Origin of the sequence: Vibrio sp. D404a, from assembly GCF_030248535.1 — a bacterium.
Classification (GTDB): domain Bacteria; phylum Pseudomonadota; class Gammaproteobacteria; order Enterobacterales; family Vibrionaceae; genus Vibrio.
This window is the reverse complement of record NZ_JAHGAJ010000006.1, coordinates 1-16450: the sequence shown is the minus strand read 5'-3', so window position 1 is coordinate 16450 and position 16450 is coordinate 1. Positions and strand designations below refer to the sequence as shown.

The 16450-nt window shown below is 46.7% G+C and carries 18 protein-coding genes; 15 read left to right on the top strand and 3 right to left on the bottom strand.

The annotated features are described in order from the left end of the window. From KI655_RS04200 to purF, 7 genes are all read left to right on the top strand, one after another. Window positions 1-1685: FimV/HubP family polar landmark protein (locus KI655_RS04200; RefSeq protein WP_285402053.1), on the top strand; the 1685-nt coding region annotated here is incomplete at its 5' end. 146 nt (window positions 1686-1831) lie between these two features. Then, window positions 1832-2626 carry a tRNA pseudouridine(38-40) synthase TruA gene (truA, locus tag KI655_RS04195; protein WP_285402052.1) on the top strand — a complete coding sequence of 265 codons (795 nt, stop codon included), beginning with the start codon at window positions 1832-1834 and terminating at the stop codon, window positions 2624-2626. Between the two features lie 175 nt (window positions 2627-2801). Continuing rightward, complete coding sequence (accD, locus tag KI655_RS04190; protein ID WP_285402050.1) at window positions 2802-3728, top strand: acetyl-CoA carboxylase, carboxyltransferase subunit beta; 927 nt, start codon at window positions 2802-2804, stop codon at window positions 3726-3728. A gap of 42 nt (window positions 3729-3770) precedes the next feature. After that, window positions 3771-5033 (top strand): bifunctional tetrahydrofolate synthase/dihydrofolate synthase, encoded by a 1263-nt coding sequence (folC, locus tag KI655_RS04185; protein WP_285402048.1) that lies wholly within the window; start codon window positions 3771-3773, stop codon window positions 5031-5033. Next, complete coding sequence (locus KI655_RS04180) at window positions 5034-5600, top strand: SPOR domain-containing protein (RefSeq protein WP_285402046.1); 567 nt, start codon at window positions 5034-5036, stop codon at window positions 5598-5600. Window positions 5601-5661: 61 nt separating this feature from the next. Continuing rightward, window positions 5662-6153 carry a CvpA family protein gene (locus KI655_RS04175; protein WP_032551906.1) on the top strand — a complete coding sequence of 164 codons (492 nt, stop codon included), beginning with the start codon at window positions 5662-5664 and terminating at the stop codon, window positions 6151-6153. A 33-nt stretch (window positions 6154-6186) separates the two neighbouring features. Further along, window positions 6187-7701, top strand: a complete 1515-nt coding sequence (gene purF, locus KI655_RS04170; RefSeq protein WP_285402044.1) for an amidophosphoribosyltransferase — start codon at window positions 6187-6189, stop codon at window positions 7699-7701. A gap of 100 nt (window positions 7702-7801) precedes the next feature. On the opposite strand, the gene KI655_RS04165 is transcribed toward purF, so the two are convergent. Then, on the bottom strand, window positions 7802-8677 hold the full coding sequence (locus KI655_RS04165) for a LysR family transcriptional regulator (protein ID WP_285402042.1): 876 nt from the start codon (window positions 8675-8677) through the stop codon (window positions 7802-7804). 229 nt (window positions 8678-8906) lie between these two features. Here KI655_RS04165 and KI655_RS04160 point away from each other — a divergent pair, with 229 nt between their 5' ends. The 7 genes from KI655_RS04160 (at window position 8907) to recR (ending at window position 14743) form a co-directional block, all read left to right on the top strand. Next, window positions 8907-10010, top strand: a complete 1104-nt coding sequence (locus KI655_RS04160; protein ID WP_285402040.1) for a response regulator — start codon at window positions 8907-8909, stop codon at window positions 10008-10010. Between the two features lie 136 nt (window positions 10011-10146). Continuing rightward, window positions 10147-10284, top strand: coding sequence for a hypothetical protein (locus KI655_RS04155; RefSeq protein WP_239841369.1), 138 nt, complete (start codon window positions 10147-10149; stop codon window positions 10282-10284). 18 nt (window positions 10285-10302) lie between these two features. Continuing rightward, window positions 10303-10695, top strand: coding sequence for a YbaN family protein (locus KI655_RS04150; RefSeq protein ID WP_285352196.1), 393 nt, complete (start codon window positions 10303-10305; stop codon window positions 10693-10695). A gap of 167 nt (window positions 10696-10862) precedes the next feature. Beyond that, on the top strand, window positions 10863-11408 hold the full coding sequence (apt, locus tag KI655_RS04145) for an adenine phosphoribosyltransferase (RefSeq protein ID WP_285402036.1): 546 nt from the start codon (window positions 10863-10865) through the stop codon (window positions 11406-11408). A gap of 17 nt (window positions 11409-11425) precedes the next feature. Continuing rightward, a complete protein-coding gene (dnaX, locus tag KI655_RS04140; RefSeq protein ID WP_285402034.1) occupies window positions 11426-13615 on the top strand; it encodes a DNA polymerase III subunit gamma/tau in 2190 nt (729 codons plus the stop codon). A gap of 138 nt (window positions 13616-13753) precedes the next feature. Continuing rightward, on the top strand, window positions 13754-14083 hold the full coding sequence (locus KI655_RS04135) for a YbaB/EbfC family nucleoid-associated protein (RefSeq protein WP_285402032.1): 330 nt from the start codon (window positions 13754-13756) through the stop codon (window positions 14081-14083). A gap of 60 nt (window positions 14084-14143) precedes the next feature. After that, window positions 14144-14743, top strand: a complete 600-nt coding sequence (recR, locus tag KI655_RS04130) for a recombination mediator RecR (protein WP_285402030.1) — start codon at window positions 14144-14146, stop codon at window positions 14741-14743. A 79-nt stretch (window positions 14744-14822) separates the two neighbouring features. Here recR and aqpZ read toward each other — a convergent pair whose 3' ends face one another. Both aqpZ and KI655_RS04120 read right to left on the bottom strand, forming a co-directional pair. Further along, the gene (gene aqpZ / locus KI655_RS04125; RefSeq protein WP_285402028.1) at window positions 14823-15512 is read right to left on the bottom strand and encodes an aquaporin Z; all 690 of its coding nucleotides are present in this window, start codon (window positions 15510-15512) and stop codon (window positions 14823-14825) included. Window positions 15513-15637: 125 nt separating this feature from the next. Further along, entirely contained in the window at window positions 15638-15886 is a 249-nt protein-coding gene (locus KI655_RS04120) for a YkgJ family cysteine cluster protein (protein WP_285402026.1), read from the bottom strand. Between the two features lie 159 nt (window positions 15887-16045). On the opposite strand from KI655_RS04120, the gene KI655_RS04115 reads away from it, so the two are divergent. Then, the coding region (locus KI655_RS04115) for a YcgN family cysteine cluster protein (RefSeq protein WP_285402024.1) at window positions 16046-16450 on the top strand (405 nt) is incomplete at its 3' end.

Below are 16450 nucleotides of genomic sequence, written 5' to 3'. Positions count from 1 at the left end.
TCTCGTTTGACGATCTAGAGCTTCCAGAGTTTGATGAAGAAGACGCGCTTAATGCGGTTGAAGGCGAGCCAGAGCCAGAAGCACCTGCTGCGGTTCAAGAGCAAGCAGACGATGAAGCGTTCTCGTTTGACGATCTAGAGCTTCCAGAGTTTGATGAAGACGACGCACTGAATGCGGTTGAAGGCGAGCCAGAGCCAGAAGCATCAGCAGCGACTCAAGAGCAAGCAGACGATGAAACATTCTCGTTTGACGATCTAGAACTTCCTGAGTTTGATGAAGAAGACGCGCTTAATGCGGTTGAAGGTGAGCCAGAAGCTCCTGCTGCGGTTCAAGAGCAAGCTGACGATGAAGCGTTCTCGTTTGACGATTTAGAGCTTCCAGAGTTTGATGAAGACGACGCGCTTAATGCAGTTGAAGGCGAGCCAGAGCCTGAAGCTCCTGCTTCGGTTCTAGAGCAAGCAGACGATGAAGCGTTCTCGTTTGACGATCTGGAACTTCCAGAGTTTGATGAAGAAGATGCGCTCAATGCGGTTGAAGGTGAGCCAGAGCTTGAAGCACCTGCGGCGGTTCAAGAGCAAGCAGACGATGAAGCGTTCGCGTTTGACGATCTAGAGCTTCCAAACTTCGATGAGCAAGATGCCCTAGCTGAGATCCTAAGTGGTGAAGATGATGCTCAATTAGAGCAAGACCTAACCATTGATGAAGGTGCAGTTGAGCTCGAAGAGAACGAGCTACCAGAATATGATGAAGAGAGTGCCAAAGCAGACGCTCTGTTAGATGATATCGAGCAACCGCAGTCTGAACCTGTTCCTCTAGACCTTGGTACTGAACTTGATGAGAGTAAGTTACCAGAGTATGGAGAGGAGGAAGCACTCAGTGATGCATTCTCAGAAGTCGGTGAGCCACTCAATACATACGGCGCACAGGCAGAAGAGCAAGATGCACTGCATGATCTCTTCTCTGGCTCAAACAGTTTTGCTGCGGATGAAGTTACTACGCCACAAGCGGAAGTTGAAACGCCAACAGCTGAGATAGACGAACCGTTAGAAGGCTTTGACGAGTTTGATGAGGCGGCGCTCGCGGATCTGCTCTCAGAAGATGTCCAAGATTCGGTTGATTCTATGTTTGACCAACCGTTAGATACCACATCGATTGACAGCGCAGGGCTGGATATCGACGCCATGTTAGAAGTGGGCGGTGAGGACTGGAAAGGCTTCAGCTTAGAACCTGAACAGCAATCGAGCATGTCTCATGACGTTCCTGATGACCAGCAAGAGATCTGGGAATCCGCTAAGCTGCAACCTGAGCCTCAAATCCAAGAGGAAAACTGGGGAGCCCAAGACCAGCTGCTTGAAGCAACAGCGGAAAAAGAACCGCAGTTTATGACCATTGATGAGCTAATGGCTCAGGTCGAGCAAGAAGATGGTGAAGTTGTGAATCCAGATGAGGAAGAGCTTAAACTGGATGTCGGCTTAAACGAGTTCCCGGATGTCATTGGTGATATCGGCAACTATGATGTAGACAGCAATGCAGAAGCGGCAGGTAAGCTGGACTTAGCGAAGATTTACATCGAGATGAGTGATCCTCAAGGCGCAATTAAGTTACTAGAAGAGGCCATTGTTGATGGCTCGGACGAAATTCGACGCGAAGCTAAAAACTTGATTGATGCGTTGAACGGACGCTAAACAGATACGACTGAAAGAGAGCCTGACAATGGCTCTCTTTTTTTATCTGGCGTTTTCCCTTTATCCTTAGTTTTCCAGCCTAGGGATTTGGGATACGCACTGTTTACGTATATACTTCACGCCCCATTTTCAAAGAGAACAAGAACATGAAAATTGCTTTAGGTATTGAGTATGACGGTACCCACTATTTTGGTTGGCAACGCCAACGTGACGTAAAGAGTGTCCAAGAATCTTTGGAAAAGGCGCTTTCGGTTGTCGCAAACCACCCCGTTGAAGTGCAGTGTGCCGGTCGTACCGACGCAGGTGTTCACGGTACAGGGCAGGTCGTTCACTTTGAAACGAATGTGAGCCGTAAAATGGTGGCATGGACAATGGGTGCTAATGCAAATATGCCGAAAGACATTGCGGTACGTTGGGCAAAAGAGGTACCTGAAGACTTTCATGCTCGCTTCTCTGCAACGGCACGTCGTTATCGTTATGTTATCTTTAATCATGCACTACGCCCGGGGATTCTAAACTCAGGTGTCAGCCACTACCATGGTGAGCTTGATGAGAAGAAGATGCACGAAGCAGGGCAATATCTGCTTGGTGAGAATGACTTTACCTCTTTTAGAGCAACACACTGTCAATCTCATAGCCCATGGCGCAATATGATTCACCTGAATGTCACTCGTCATGGCCATTACATTGTTATCGATATCAAAGCTAACGCATTCGTTCACCATATGGTGCGTAACATTACTGGTAGCTTGATCGCGGTTGGTAAAGGTGAGCAGAAACCTGAGTGGATCAAGTGGCTGCTTGAGGCAAAAGACCGCAAACTGGCTGGCGCAACGGCTAAGGCTGAAGGCCTCTATTTAGTGGATGTAGATTATCCAGAGCAATTTGAGCTTCCAAGAGAGCCAATTGGACCTCTGTTTCTTCCAGATAATTTGAACTAAATGTGGGACTTAGGTTCAAAAAATATTGCGAAATCGTGCGTAAAATAGTTCAAGAAAATAGGTACAACCAGTTTTTTATCTACACTTGCTGTTTTATGTGCTTTAATCTCCTCGCATAATTCCCAAATTTATATCTTTCGCAATTAGGCGGAAGAATCGAAAGAAAAGGTCTTCCATGAGTTGGCTTGAAAAGATTTTAGAAAAAAGCAACATCGTAACTTCTCGTAAAGCGTCTATCCCTGAGGGTGTTTGGACTAAATGTACCTCTTGTGAGCAGGTTCTTTACCATGCTGAACTAGAGCGTAATCTAGAAGTATGTCCAAAATGTGATCATCACATGCGCATGAAAGCGCGTCGTCGTTTAGAAACTTTCTTAGATGAAGGTGAACGCGTCGAGCTAGGTTCTGAGTTAGAGCCAAAAGACAAACTAAAATTCAAAGATTCAAAGCGTTACAAAGAGCGTATCTCTGCTGCTCAGAAGAACAGTGGCGAAACAGACGCACTTGTGGCGATGAAAGGTGAGCTTCTTGGCCTACCTGTTGTAGCATGTGCATTCGAATTCTCATTCATGGGCGGCTCTATGGGCTCGGTTGTGGGTGCTCGTTTTGTTCGTGCGGTTGATGCAGCGATTGAAAACAACTGTGGTCTAGTTTGTTTCTCTGCAAGTGGTGGTGCTCGTATGCAAGAGGCACTTATGTCTCTAATGCAGATGGCAAAGACCAGTGCAGCTCTAGAGCGTCTTTCTGCGAAAGGTCTTCCATTCATCTCTGTTATGACTGACCCAACAATGGGTGGTGTTTCAGCAAGTCTAGCGATGCTAGGTGACGTGAACATCGGTGAACCTAAAGCACTTATCGGCTTTGCTGGTCGTCGTGTTATCGAGCAAACTGTACGTGAAGACCTACCTGAAGGTTTCCAACGCAGTGAGTTCCTACTTGAGCACGGTGCTATCGATATGATCGTTGACCGTCGTGACATGCGTCAGCGTGTGGGTAGCCTAATCGCGAAAATGACCAACCAGCCTTCACCATTAGTAGTTTCTGTGAACGATTCACCGAATGAAGCTACTTATGAAGTACCAGAAGCGCCAGAAAAAGGGTAAAGTACCATCTAACAAACCTATTTACCTTTGGTTATGAGTTAGATGAGTCAACAACCTATTCCTCAAGCCACATCCTCTCTCGAGATGTGGCTTGATTATTTATCAAACATCCACACCAGTGCAATCGACCTCGGATTAGACCGCGTTCAAGCTGTCGCACAGAAGTCAAACCTCACCAAACCTGCTAAGCATGTCATCACTGTTGCCGGGACGAACGGCAAGGGTTCAACATGTGCCTTAATGGAAGCGATTCTCCTTGATGCTGGCTACTCAGTCGGTGTATACAGCTCTCCACACCTTATTCGCTACAATGAGCGCGTTCGTATTAATGGCCAAGATCTTTCTGACCAGCAGTTGGTTAACTCTTTTGATTTTATTGAGAGAGAGCGTGGAGAAATCAGTCTAAGCTTTTTTGAATACGGCACATTGGCCGCACTGCGAGCGTTTCAAGTTGAACAAGTTGATGTGGTATTGCTAGAAGTCGGTCTCGGTGGTCGTCTCGATGCGACGAACGTCGTGGAGCACGATGTTTCAGTGATCACAAGCTTAGCTGTAGACCATGTCGACTGGCTGGGTGATGACATCAATGTCATTGGCTTTGAAAAGGCGGGTATCTATCGTAGCGGTAAACCAGCCATCTGTGGTCAACCTAAGCCGCCAGCAACCGTTGCGGCACACGCAGACGACATTCGCGCAGAGTTCTACCAAGTTGGCATTCAATACACCTATGAAGCGACGGGTGATACGTGGAACTGGCACAGTGGCGCTTTCCAACTTGAACAGCTGCCTATTCCAAGCCTTCCACTCCCGAATGCGGCTACCGCGTTGATGGCTCTTGGAACCTCAGAACTCGACATCAGCGATGTTAACGTTGTTAATGGTCTAAAGAACGCACAGCTTCCGGGTCGTATGCAGAAGATCAGTGATGCGCCAACGATTGTACTTGATGTCGCACACAACCCGCATTCTGCCGAATACTTTGTAAAACAGGTTAGCCAACAATACGCAGATAAGACGCTGCATGTTGTGGTGGCGATGCTGCATGATAAAGATATCCCTGCAACGCTAGATGTATTAGCGCCGATTGCCCAGCATTGGTATCCAGCGTCGCTGCAAGGCCCACGCGCCGCTAAGGCAGCAGAACTGTGCCAGAGCTTACCAAGTGGTACAACGGAATACGCATCGCCAGTAGAGGCGTTTGAGGCTGCTCTATCTACCGTTACCAACGATGAGGTTATTCTTGTTGTGGGGTCGTTCCACACGGTCGGTGAGGTGTTGGAGCATTGGCAAACAAAAGGAAACTAAATGGCAAGTAAATTCCAAAGCCGCTTAGTGGGCACCATTATTTTGGTGGCCGTGGGCGTTATTGTTCTCCCTGATGTATTAGACGGCAAAAAGCTGCATTACAAAGAGGAGTTTGCAAGCATTCCAATTAAGCCGGAACTTGAAGGCGATGTTGAAGTGTTTGAAGTGCTTGATCCAGTCGAAGACCAGATTGCACTGCCAGACTCTCCGGTAGAAGCGATTGTTGAAGAGTCGTCACAACCAGAAACAGTGGTAGCGAGCAACGAGAGCAAAGCCGATGATAATGTCGAGATTGCAATCAAGCCAGTTACTGAAAAGAATGAGTACCAAGACAGCGCATGGATCATCCAACTAATGGCATTGAAGAATGCAGATAATGCCAAGAACGTTGTGAAGGATCTGCAAAAGCGTGGTTATCAGGCTCATACCAAGCAAGAAAAAACATTTACACGAGTAATAATTGGTCCAGATATCTCTAAATCCAAACTTGAGCGTCAAATTAAGGAATTAGAAAAAATTACTGGCTCAAAAGGTCAATTGCTCAAATTTAAACCGTTAAATCCATAAGAAAACGTTTGCGTCAGCATTTTTTCTGTTAAAATGCGCGCCAACTTAAGATGAAGAACTCATGAATTGGTTAGATTTTGTCATTTTAGGGGTGATCGGCTTTTCAGCTTTGATCAGTTTAGTTCGTGGTTTTGCTAAAGAAGCATTGTCACTCGTTATTTGGTTTGGTGCGTTTTTTATCGCCAGCCAGTATTACGCCAAATTGGCGGTATACTTTACCAATATCGAAGACGACATGTTTCGAAATGGCGCCGCGATAGCAGCACTGTTTGTTTCTACTCTGGTTGTCGGTGCGTTAATCAATTACGTAATCGGGCAACTGGTGCAGAAAACAGGCTTGTCTGGTACAGATAGAATTCTTGGTATCGTCTTCGGCGGTTTACGAGGTGTTCTGATTGTCTCAGCCGTGCTGTTCTTTATGGATGCGTTTACTGCATTCCCAAGTTCTGAGTGGTGGAAGAACTCGCAGTTGGTTCCTGAATTCAGTCGAATCATTGCACCGTTCTTCGAGCATTTACAAGCAACATCAAGTTTCTTATCTGGCGCGCTTTAGCGCCAGTTAATGTCGAAAATCGAGGATTAGGACATGTGTGGTATTGTTGGAATCGTAGGTTCAACACCTGTAAACCAGTCAATTTATGACGCTTTAACGGTATTGCAGCATCGTGGCCAAGATGCCGCTGGTATTTGTACCATAGAAAGCAATCGTTTCCGTCTGCGTAAGGCGAACGGCTTAGTTAAAGATGTTTTTGAAGCAAAACACATGCAACGCCTCCAAGGTGAAGTAGGTATCGGTCACGTTCGCTACCCAACTGCGGGTAGCTCAAGCGCTTCTGAAGCTCAACCTTTCTACGTAAACTCGCCATTTGGTATCACCCTAGCGCACAACGGTAACCTGACGAACGCAAATGAAGTTCGTGAGAAGCTGTTCGAGAAAGATCGTCGCCATGTAAATACGACGTCGGACTCAGAAGTGCTTCTTAACGTGTTGGCTCATGAAATTGACACCGTTAAAGGTAACGTAACGTCTGACGACGTGTTCCGCGCAGTGACTAATGTACACCGCACTATCCGTGGTGCGTACGCAGTAACCGCGATGATCATCGGTCACGGCATGATTGCTTTCCGCGACCCAAATGGTATTCGCCCACTGTGTCTAGGTAAGCGTGACGTTAATGGTCGCACTGAGTACATGGTTGCCTCTGAATCGGTTGCACTGGATGCGGTTGGCTTTGACTTTGTTCGTGACGTTGCGCCAGGTGAAGCTGTTTACGCAACGTTTGAAGGCGAGCTATTCACTAAGCAGTGTGCGGACAATCCAAAACTGAATCCTTGTATTTTCGAATTCGTTTATTTCGCTCGTCCAGACTCTTTCATCGACAAGATCTCTGTATACAGCGCTCGTGTTGAGATGGGTGAAGCGTTAGGTCGCCGTATTAAAGATGAATACGCAGACCTTGATATCGATGTTGTCATTCCAATTCCTGAAACATCAAACGACATTGCACTGCGTATTGCTCAAGCGATCGATAAGCCGTACCGCCAAGGTTTCGTTAAGAACCGCTACGTTGGCCGTACTTTTATCATGCCGGGTCAACAGCAACGTAAGAAGTCTGTTCGTCGTAAACTCAACGCGATTCGTTCTGAGTTTAAAGGCAAGAATGTCTTATTGGTTGATGACTCTATCGTACGTGGCACAACGTCAGAGCAGATCATTGAGATGGCGCGTGACTCAGGTGCAAACAAAGTCTTTATGGTATCAGCTGCGCCGGAAGTACGTTTCCCGAACGTTTACGGTATCGATATGCCAAGTGCAAACGAGTTGATTGCTCACGGTCGTGATAACCAGACTATCTGTGACCAAATCGGTGCTGATGCGCTTATCTTCCAGAAGCTGGATGACTTGATTGCAGCGGTAGGCCAAGGTAACCAAGACATTACTCAGTTTGATACTTCAGTATTTAACGGCGAGTACGTGACGGGTGATATCGATCAGAAGTACCTAGATTTCCTAGATGCGCTGCGTAATGATGATTCAAAGATCCAGCGTGAGATCCAGCAAGACCTAGCAAACCTAGAGCTTCATAACGAAGGTGCCTAAGCCTTTAAGAGTGTTAGGTCATCTAAGATTTGATACTGACAGATAAACAAAAACCAGAGCTCAGGCTCTGGTTTTTTTATGGGTTTAGAAAGAGACACGCTTAGTGAATGTGGTATGCGATCACAAAATCGATAAATAGGCGCACTTTTTCTGGTAGGTGGTCTTTGTGGTTGTAGAGCATGTAGATGTCTCTTGGGTTAGCACTCCAATCATCCAATACGCGTACTAAGCTGCCGTTTTCGATGTATTCGCGGATCATCACATCTGGCATTAGCGTGATGCCTAAACCTTCTGAACACGCTTGTCTTACTACGTTCAACGCGTTGGCATTGAAACGTCCTTTCTCGCTGTTTACAACGGTTTCATCGTTGGAGTTGCTCAGCTGCCATTTGATTAATGGGTAGCCTTTCAGAAGTGAATGGTTAGCCAGTTCTTCAGCATGAGAGGGCGCTGGGTTCTTTGCCAAATATTCAGGGCTTGCGACCAAAATATCTTTAACTTCGTTGATCTTGCGTGCAATTAGGCTTGAATCGCGCTGTGGGCCAACACGGAAAATGACATCCCATTCCGTTGGATCAAGCTGGTCGGCTTGGTTGTTCATCATAAGCTCAATATTGATATCTGGGTATTGAGTCATGAAGTCGCTGAACATCGGCATCATCATACGTTTGGTTAGGTTTGATGGTGCGGTGATGCGGATTTTACCTGATGCGCCCTTGCAGACATCAGTCAATTCTTCAGCGGTAGATGCTAAACGTTGTAATAACGGAGAGCACTCATTGAAAAAACGCTCGCCGGCCTCTGTCAATGAAAGTTTACGCGCATGTCTATTTAGAAGCCTCAGGTTAAGAGAATCCTCTAAAGCTTGAATACGTCGTGTGATCGTCGCAACCGGAATCATAGTTTTGCGTGATGTTGCGGTGTAGCTCCCATTTTCGACGACTAATCGAAACAGGTTTAAATCATCTAATTTCATAAATCCAGACACATTTGTTTACAAACTCACTTAATTTATACGTAACACTGAGAACAAAGTTTGCGTCACGTCAACTTGTTGCACTATTTGCAAGTATTCCAATCCCTGATGGCAATTACCAGTAAAGTTGCTAAATTTGTGTATTCACCATTTTATTACTAAGTTTGATAAAGAGTTTTGTAAACAGATAACAATAATAAATCTACTACTTTTTGTGAGGTTATTGAGTATGTATAAAACCCACAGTCAGCCCGTTACGACCTCGGCACCGGAAGCGCTCAACCAAAAATGCATTATGCTGGTTGATGATGACCCTATTTTTCGCCGCATTACTTCAGCATATCTTGATGCTGTCGGTTATCGTGTGGTTGAAGCTGAAAACGGTTTAGACGCCCTTCAAAAATTGCGACAAGCGGCCCCTGATCTCATCATATGTGATCTATCTATGCCGATCCTCGACGGCATTGAGCTTGTAGAAGAGCTGAGCCTTGAATACCCGTCACTACCCATGATTGTTGTTTCGGCAACCGACGAAATGTCTGACGTCGCTAAGGCGTTGCGCTTCGGTATTAAAGACTTTCTACCAAAGCCGCTCGAAGATCCCAATCACTTAGGTAGCGCTATCGAAAATACTCTCAAAGACTCCTTCGATAACATGAGCAGCCAAAGAGATTTTTCAAGTCAGTGGTTTAGCGTTGACGATGGAGGGGAGATCCCTGAAGACCAAGAGCTCCATTGGCACTTAAACTATCTGCAGAACAACCCGAGTGCGGCGCGTGATTTATTGCATGCCTTACTGCCGGACAAGGACACTAACCAAGGCTCTTGGCGCAGCAGCTACCGCTTATTGCAATCGACAGAGATGATGCCCCTTGTGTTCGATTACGCATGGTTGATGAATGGCCAGTTTGCCTTTTACTTGGTGGACTCTTCTTCGTCTTCTGAAGGTGGGGCGGCAACAACGCTGCTCGTACGTGCATTGTTCCACGATTACGTTCGCAGCCTACAGAGCTTCAGTGCAGATCTAAAAGATATGGCGGAAATTCTAGAGAAGGGCATTCAATGTTCACAATGTGCGACACCCGTGAATGCGCTGTTTGGTGTGGCTAACCTTGCAGAGGGCACCATTTCACTGTTGCCAGCAGGTTTGGATGGTCAGTGGTCAAACGGTCATATCAATCAACATATTGCCGCAGGGCAGAGGTTGGGTGACAACTGCAAGAAGAACTTCATTACAGACCGACTACCAATAGAGAAGGGCTGCCAACTTTCTCTAAGCCTTCTTGGTTCTGCGAGTTTCAGCCTCGACCTTCATCAAGGCGGTGGTGATTAACCCTACAGTTGCTTGGTATTTGTAGATGTTTTATTAAGGTATAGTTGCAAAATTGTGTGGCTATGCCTTTTTTGTTAAGTGTCATTTAGCAAAATCTATCTGGGTCTAGCGTTAATTTTGTAAGAAAGAAATAATCATGGCAGATAATCAAGATTTTAAAGACCCGTTTAATGTATTCTATTTTTTAGGATTTCTATTAGCGTTTGCAGCGATTCCGCTACTACCAGCAACCTTAACGCTTTACCGTGTTTTCAATGGTTACGCGACATTCTAAAGACTGTAGGAGGTCACAATTAGCATCAAAGTTCTTAGCCTGAACCTCGCTGGTGGCCTCTGTCTCATCCTCGCTTTTCTAGGCATCGTTTTACCTCTACTTCCAACAACACCGTTTTTGCTTCTAGCCAGTGCGTGTTTTATGCGTAGTAGCCCGCGTTTGCATCGTTGGATGCATCAACACCCAACACTTGGCCCGTTGTTAACCAACTGGTATGAACATGGCGCCGTCACCAAGCGCGTTAAAAGCCGGGGTGTATTGTTTATTCTTCTTAGCTTTTCGCTCTCTATCTACTTTTCGCCAATCATTTGGGTAAAAGTGTTCTTAATTGTCGTACTTGCTATTCTTCTCACATGGTTTATTCGCCTTCCTACCCATGAGTTAGTTGCTGACAGCAAAGAAAATCACTAACATTAAGCCAGTGTGCCTGCTTGTTATAGCGGGCGTTTATTTTTTCAGCATCAGGGTTATGACTCTGATTGCAATGAAAGCCAACCGAGCCTTTCTCAAGCAGAATTACTAACAACGATAGCGTTGATTGATGTTGGGAAAGCGGCCTAATGAAGTGCATCACTATTATGAACACAGAAAAAATCGCTCTGATCAAAGCAAGCATCAAAAGCATTCCTGACTACCCAAAAGCGGGCATTCTATTTCGTGACGTAACCAGCCTAATGGAAGATCCTGCAGCGTACAAAGCGACAATCGAACTACTGGCTGAAACATACAAAGATATGGGTTTCACTAAGATTGTTGGTACAGAAGCGCGCGGTTTCCTATTTGGTGCGCCACTTGCGCTTGAGTTAGGTGTTGGTTTTGTTCCTGTTCGTAAGCCAGGTAAATTGCCACGCGAAACTGTGGCACAATCGTATGAACTTGAGTACGGCACAGATACACTTGAGATCCACACAGATGCGATCTCAGAAGGCGATAAAGTGCTAATGGTCGACGACCTATTGGCAACGGGTGGTACTATTGAAGCAACAACTAAACTGATTCGTCAGCTTGGTGGTGTTGTAGACCACGCAGCCTTTGTTATTAATCTTCCAGAAATTGGCGGTGATAAGCGCTTAGAAGGTCTAGGCCTTGAAGTGTTCAGCATCTGCGAATTTGACGGTCATTAATCCTTTCGGAATTATTCATGAGCTATCTAGCGTTAGCGCGAAAATGGCGACCAACGAAGTTTAAAGAAGTCGTTGGTCAAGCCCATGTTTTAACAGCTTTAGAGAATGCGCTTAGCCAAAATAGGTTGCATCACGCTTATCTGTTTAGCGGGACTCGCGGTGTCGGTAAAACGACGATTGGCCGCTTGTTTGCTAAGGGCCTGAACTGTGAAACTGGCATTACATCTACCCCTTGTGGTGAGTGTGCGACCTGTAAAGAGATCGACGAAGGACGTTTTGTTGATCTTTTAGAGATCGATGCCGCTTCTCGAACCAAAGTCGAAGACACACGTGAGCTATTGGACAATGTTCAATACAAGCCTGCACGTGGCCGCTTTAAGGTTTACCTTATCGATGAGGTTCACATGCTCTCAAGGCACAGTTTTAACGCTCTTCTAAAAACCTTAGAAGAGCCGCCTGAGTATGTGAAATTTTTATTGGCGACAACGGATCCTCAAAAACTGCCAGTAACGATTTTATCGCGTTGTTTGCAGTTCCATTTGAAGCCAATCAGCGTTGATAACATTCATGAACAGCTCGATCATATTCTCGAGCAAGAGAGTGTGACTTCAGAATCACGAGCTCTGGGTATGATTGCGCACGCCGCTGACGGCAGTATGCGTGATGCGTTAAGTTTGACGGATCAAGCGATAGCACTTGGTAATGGTAATATCGCAACTGACACTGTCTCGCATATGTTGGGTACGCTCGATACGGATCAAGCTATCCACTTGCTTGAAGCGATCAGCAGCAAGCAGCCGCAGACAGCCATGGCGTGTATTCAAGCTCTGGCTGAAAATGGTGTTGAGTGGGATGGGCTGCTTAATCAGCTTGCTACTCAGTTGCACCGCTTGGCTATGTATCAGGCCCTGCCTGCATCGTTAGACAAAGCACAGCCAGATGCTGAGAAAGTCGAACTTCTTGCCCAAGCACTGAACCCGCAAGATGTGCAGCTCTATTATCAGATCGTGCTGAAAGGGCGTGAAGATCTGCCTCTTTCTCCGACGGCTCGTGTTGGTATTGAGATGGTCGTACTGAGAATGTTGGCATTCCGGCCGGCAGCAGAGATTTCGGCAAGTGCAATCTCGACCGAGCCTGCTCAAGCGCAAACAGCAAGTGCTCAAGCGGTTTCGCCAGTGCAAGGCGCGCAACCTGCAGCGCCATCGCAGCCTATGAATCAGGCTCAGCCAATGGCGACGCCTCAACAGGCTCCGGCAGCGCAACCAATGCCAAACTCTATGCCACCGCAAGGGTGCGGGCAACCGAGCGCTCCACAGTACTCCGAGCCTCAAGGTTATCCTGATTCAGGTTACATGGGCGGCCCGCAAGATATGCCGCCGGCGTATGACGATCATGGGCGGTATGGTGCGCCAATGAGCCAACAACCCGCAGCACCTGCTCCAAGCCAACCTGCGGCACTAAGTCAGCCTGCACCAGCTTCTGAGCGTCCAGCCTCACCTGTGAGTGGTTTGCGCCACCAGTTACGTTCTCAACGTAAAGGGGCGGCACCTGCTGCAAGAGGCAGTGCGCCAAAAAAGGCTAAAGCGACACCAGCTAAAACTTCAGTCCTCGACCGAGTTGCTCAGCAACACGGTGGTTCTGAGCGGGTGTCGCCAGCTTCTCTACCTACAGCTTCGACACAAAATGTCACCGATGAGAATGAACCTTATCGTTGGAAACCGTCTAAACCTGTAGTGAAAGAAGTCACTAAAGAGCTTACACCTACTCAGATCAGGCGAGCGTTAGAACACGTCAAAACGCCGGAGATGATTGAAAAGCTGTTGCAAGAGTCGATTGTCCAAGACGAATGGTCTGCGACAATTCAAAAGCTTGAAACGGCGAAACTTGTCGAGCAGTTAGCGTTGAACTCTGTGTTCAACAAGAATGGCACCTCGATTAGCTTGACGCTGAGACCTACACAAGCACACTTGAACACCGATAAAGCACAGAGTGAGCTGCTTCAGTCGTTGAACACCGTGTTAGGTGAAGAGTGTCATTTGAGTGTTGAGATCGGCGAATCTGGCGAAACGCCACTAGAATTACGTGAGAGGCTTTATCAAGGTAAGCTGAAAGATGCGTTCACTAGCCTTGAGAACGATGCCAATGTTCAGTTCATTGAAAAGCGCTTTGCCGCTGAGCTAGACAGAGACAGTGTTCGTCCAATTTAGTCGCCACGGGTGTGATGGCCGACAGCATGTTCTCCATCACATAAACAGCATAGTAGGGTTGAATCAGAGTGGTTCAGCCCCCATTAAGTCAGTTATTGCTTAATGTATTTTATAACCAATTAGACCAGAGAGATTATCATGTTTGGTAAAGGCGGTATGGGCAACCTAATGAAGCAAGCCCAGCAAATGCAAGATCGCATGCAAAAGCTTCAAGAAGAAATCGCAAATATGGAAATTACAGGTGAGTCTGGTGCTGGCCTTGTAAAAGTAACGATCACTGGTAGCCACAGCGTTCGCCGTGTTGATATCGATGAAAGCCTAATGGAAGACGATAAAGAGATGCTTGAAGATCTTATCGCTGCGGCATTCAACGATGCAGCTCGTCGTGTTGAAGAGACTCAAAAAGAGAAAATGGCTGGCGTAACTGGTGGTATGCAACTTCCACCAGGTATGAAGATGCCTTTCTAATTCGTTTTTCTAAATGGTGTGCTAAGTACACTGTGAATTAAAAACTGAAATGGTTAAATAATGCGTACCAGTCATATGCTGGAGCATTTGATGGAGGCCTTACGTTGTCTACCTGGGGTTGGCCCCAAGTCGGCGCAGCGTATGGCCTTTCATTTGTTACAGCGCGATAGAAAAGGCGGCCTGCAATTGGCTGAGGCGCTTGGTCAAGCGATGACAGAAATTGGCCACTGTAGTGAGTGTCGTACTTTTACAGAAGAAGATGTTTGTCATATTTGTACCAACCCTAAGCGTCAGGAAAATGGTCAAATCTGTGTGGTTGAAAGCCCAGCAGATATTGCAGCAATCGAAGCAACGGGTCAGTACTCTGGTCGTTATTTTGTATTGATGGGGCACTTATCACCACTTGATGGCATTGGTCCTAGCGACATCGGTCTCGACGTTCTAGATTACCGCTTACGTCGTGGTGATATTGCTGAGGTTATACTCGCAACCAACCCAACGGTAGAAGGTGAGGCAACCGCCCATTACATTGCCGAGCTGTGCAGCGCTCATGAAGTGAGTGCGAGCCGAATTGCTCACGGTGTACCTGTCGGTGGTGAGTTAGAGCTGGTGGATGGCACCACGCTTTCACACTCATTACTCGGTCGTCATAAAATCTAAAAAAGCCGCTTGGTGAATCATCACTAAGCGGCTTTTCTTTTGCTTCTTCAAAGCTTTCTTCTCTAACTCGTCTCTGAGTCTAATCCGAGCCACGAACGGCTTTATATATTACTGCACCAATCACGGCGCCGATAATTGGAGCTACCCAAAATAGCCATAGCTGCGAGACTGCCCAATCCCCAACAAAAACACCAACCCCAGTACTACGTGCAGGGTTCACAGACGTGTTGGTCACAGGGATACTAATAAGGTGGATGAGCGTTAGACACAGACCGATAGCAATGGGTGCAAATCCCGCAGGTGCTTTACTGTCGGTAGCGCCCATGATGACAAACAAGAACACCATGGTCATAACGACTTCACAAACCAATGCAGCGGTGAGTGAGTATCCGCCTGGAGAGTGTTCGCCGTAACCGTTGGAAGCAAAACCAGAAGCGACGACATCAAAGCCAGCTTGACCAGAGGCAATAACCAGCAACACGCCCCCTGCAATGATACCGCCAATCACTTGTGCGATGATGTAAGGGATGACGTCTTTGGCGTCGAAGCGACCACCGCTCCACAAGCCAATCGTTACAGCCGGGTTTAAATGACAGCCAGAGATATGACCGATGGCAAAAGCCATGGTTAAGACGGTTAAACCGAAAGCGAGGGAAACACCGAGTAAGCCTATCCCTACATCAGGAAAAGCCGCGGCTAAAACCGCACTACCACAGCCCCCTAAGACAAGCCAAAATGTACCAAACATTTCTGCGAGATATTTATTCATAACGATCCTTATTAACCAATACTGGTATCAAGAAGATAGTTGAGAATAGAGAAAAGTGTGAATTATCAGGGAGTATTGGATTCGTTTGCCGCTAGATGAGAGAAGCGGCAATGGTTGGATCTGGCTTAAGTGATGGCTTCAAGCTCAGTGATGTTATCGAGCGCTTCTTGATCGGTTTTGCCACAGATGATTGGGCAAGCCTTAAATTGATGGCATACTTTTGGTCGCTCGGGTTGACCAAACAGCTTACAAAGATTCTGTTCGTTAAGCTGAATACAGCGAACGCCAGCAGGCTTGCCATTCGGCATACCAGGAATAGCAGATGTAATACTTGGTGCAATACAGCAGGCACCACAACCTAGACGACATTCCATCAATTTATACTCAGTCAAAACAGGGGGCGCGATAGTAGCAAAAATTATCGCTTGTGACAGCTTTTGTCTGTGATTAACCAGTGAACACTTTTTATCCTTGAACTTTTTGTGGGCTAGCGGTATAACACGCACCCCAGTAAAAGAGTAAGAAGTCCTATTATGACCAATCCATTTTGGCAAGAAAAATCACTAGAACAGATGACCGAGCAAGAGTGGGAATCGCTTTGTGATGGTTGCGGCAAATGCTGCCTGCATAAATTGATGGATGAGGACAGCGATGAAGTCTACTACACCAATGTGGCGTGTAGCTGGCTTAACAGCAAGACTTGCTCGTGTAAGGATTACCCAAACCGTTTCAGCTCAGGTGAAGAGTGTCTTAAACTCACTCGTGACAAGATTGATGAGTTTCATTGGCTACCAGACACATGTGCCTACCGTCTTCTGTCAGAAGACAAAACACTACCGGAGTGGCACCCATTGATCACCGGCTCTAAGTCAGCAATGCATGCTGCGGGCGAAAGTGTACGCAATAAAGTGGTGTATGAGATTGATGTTGTTGATTGG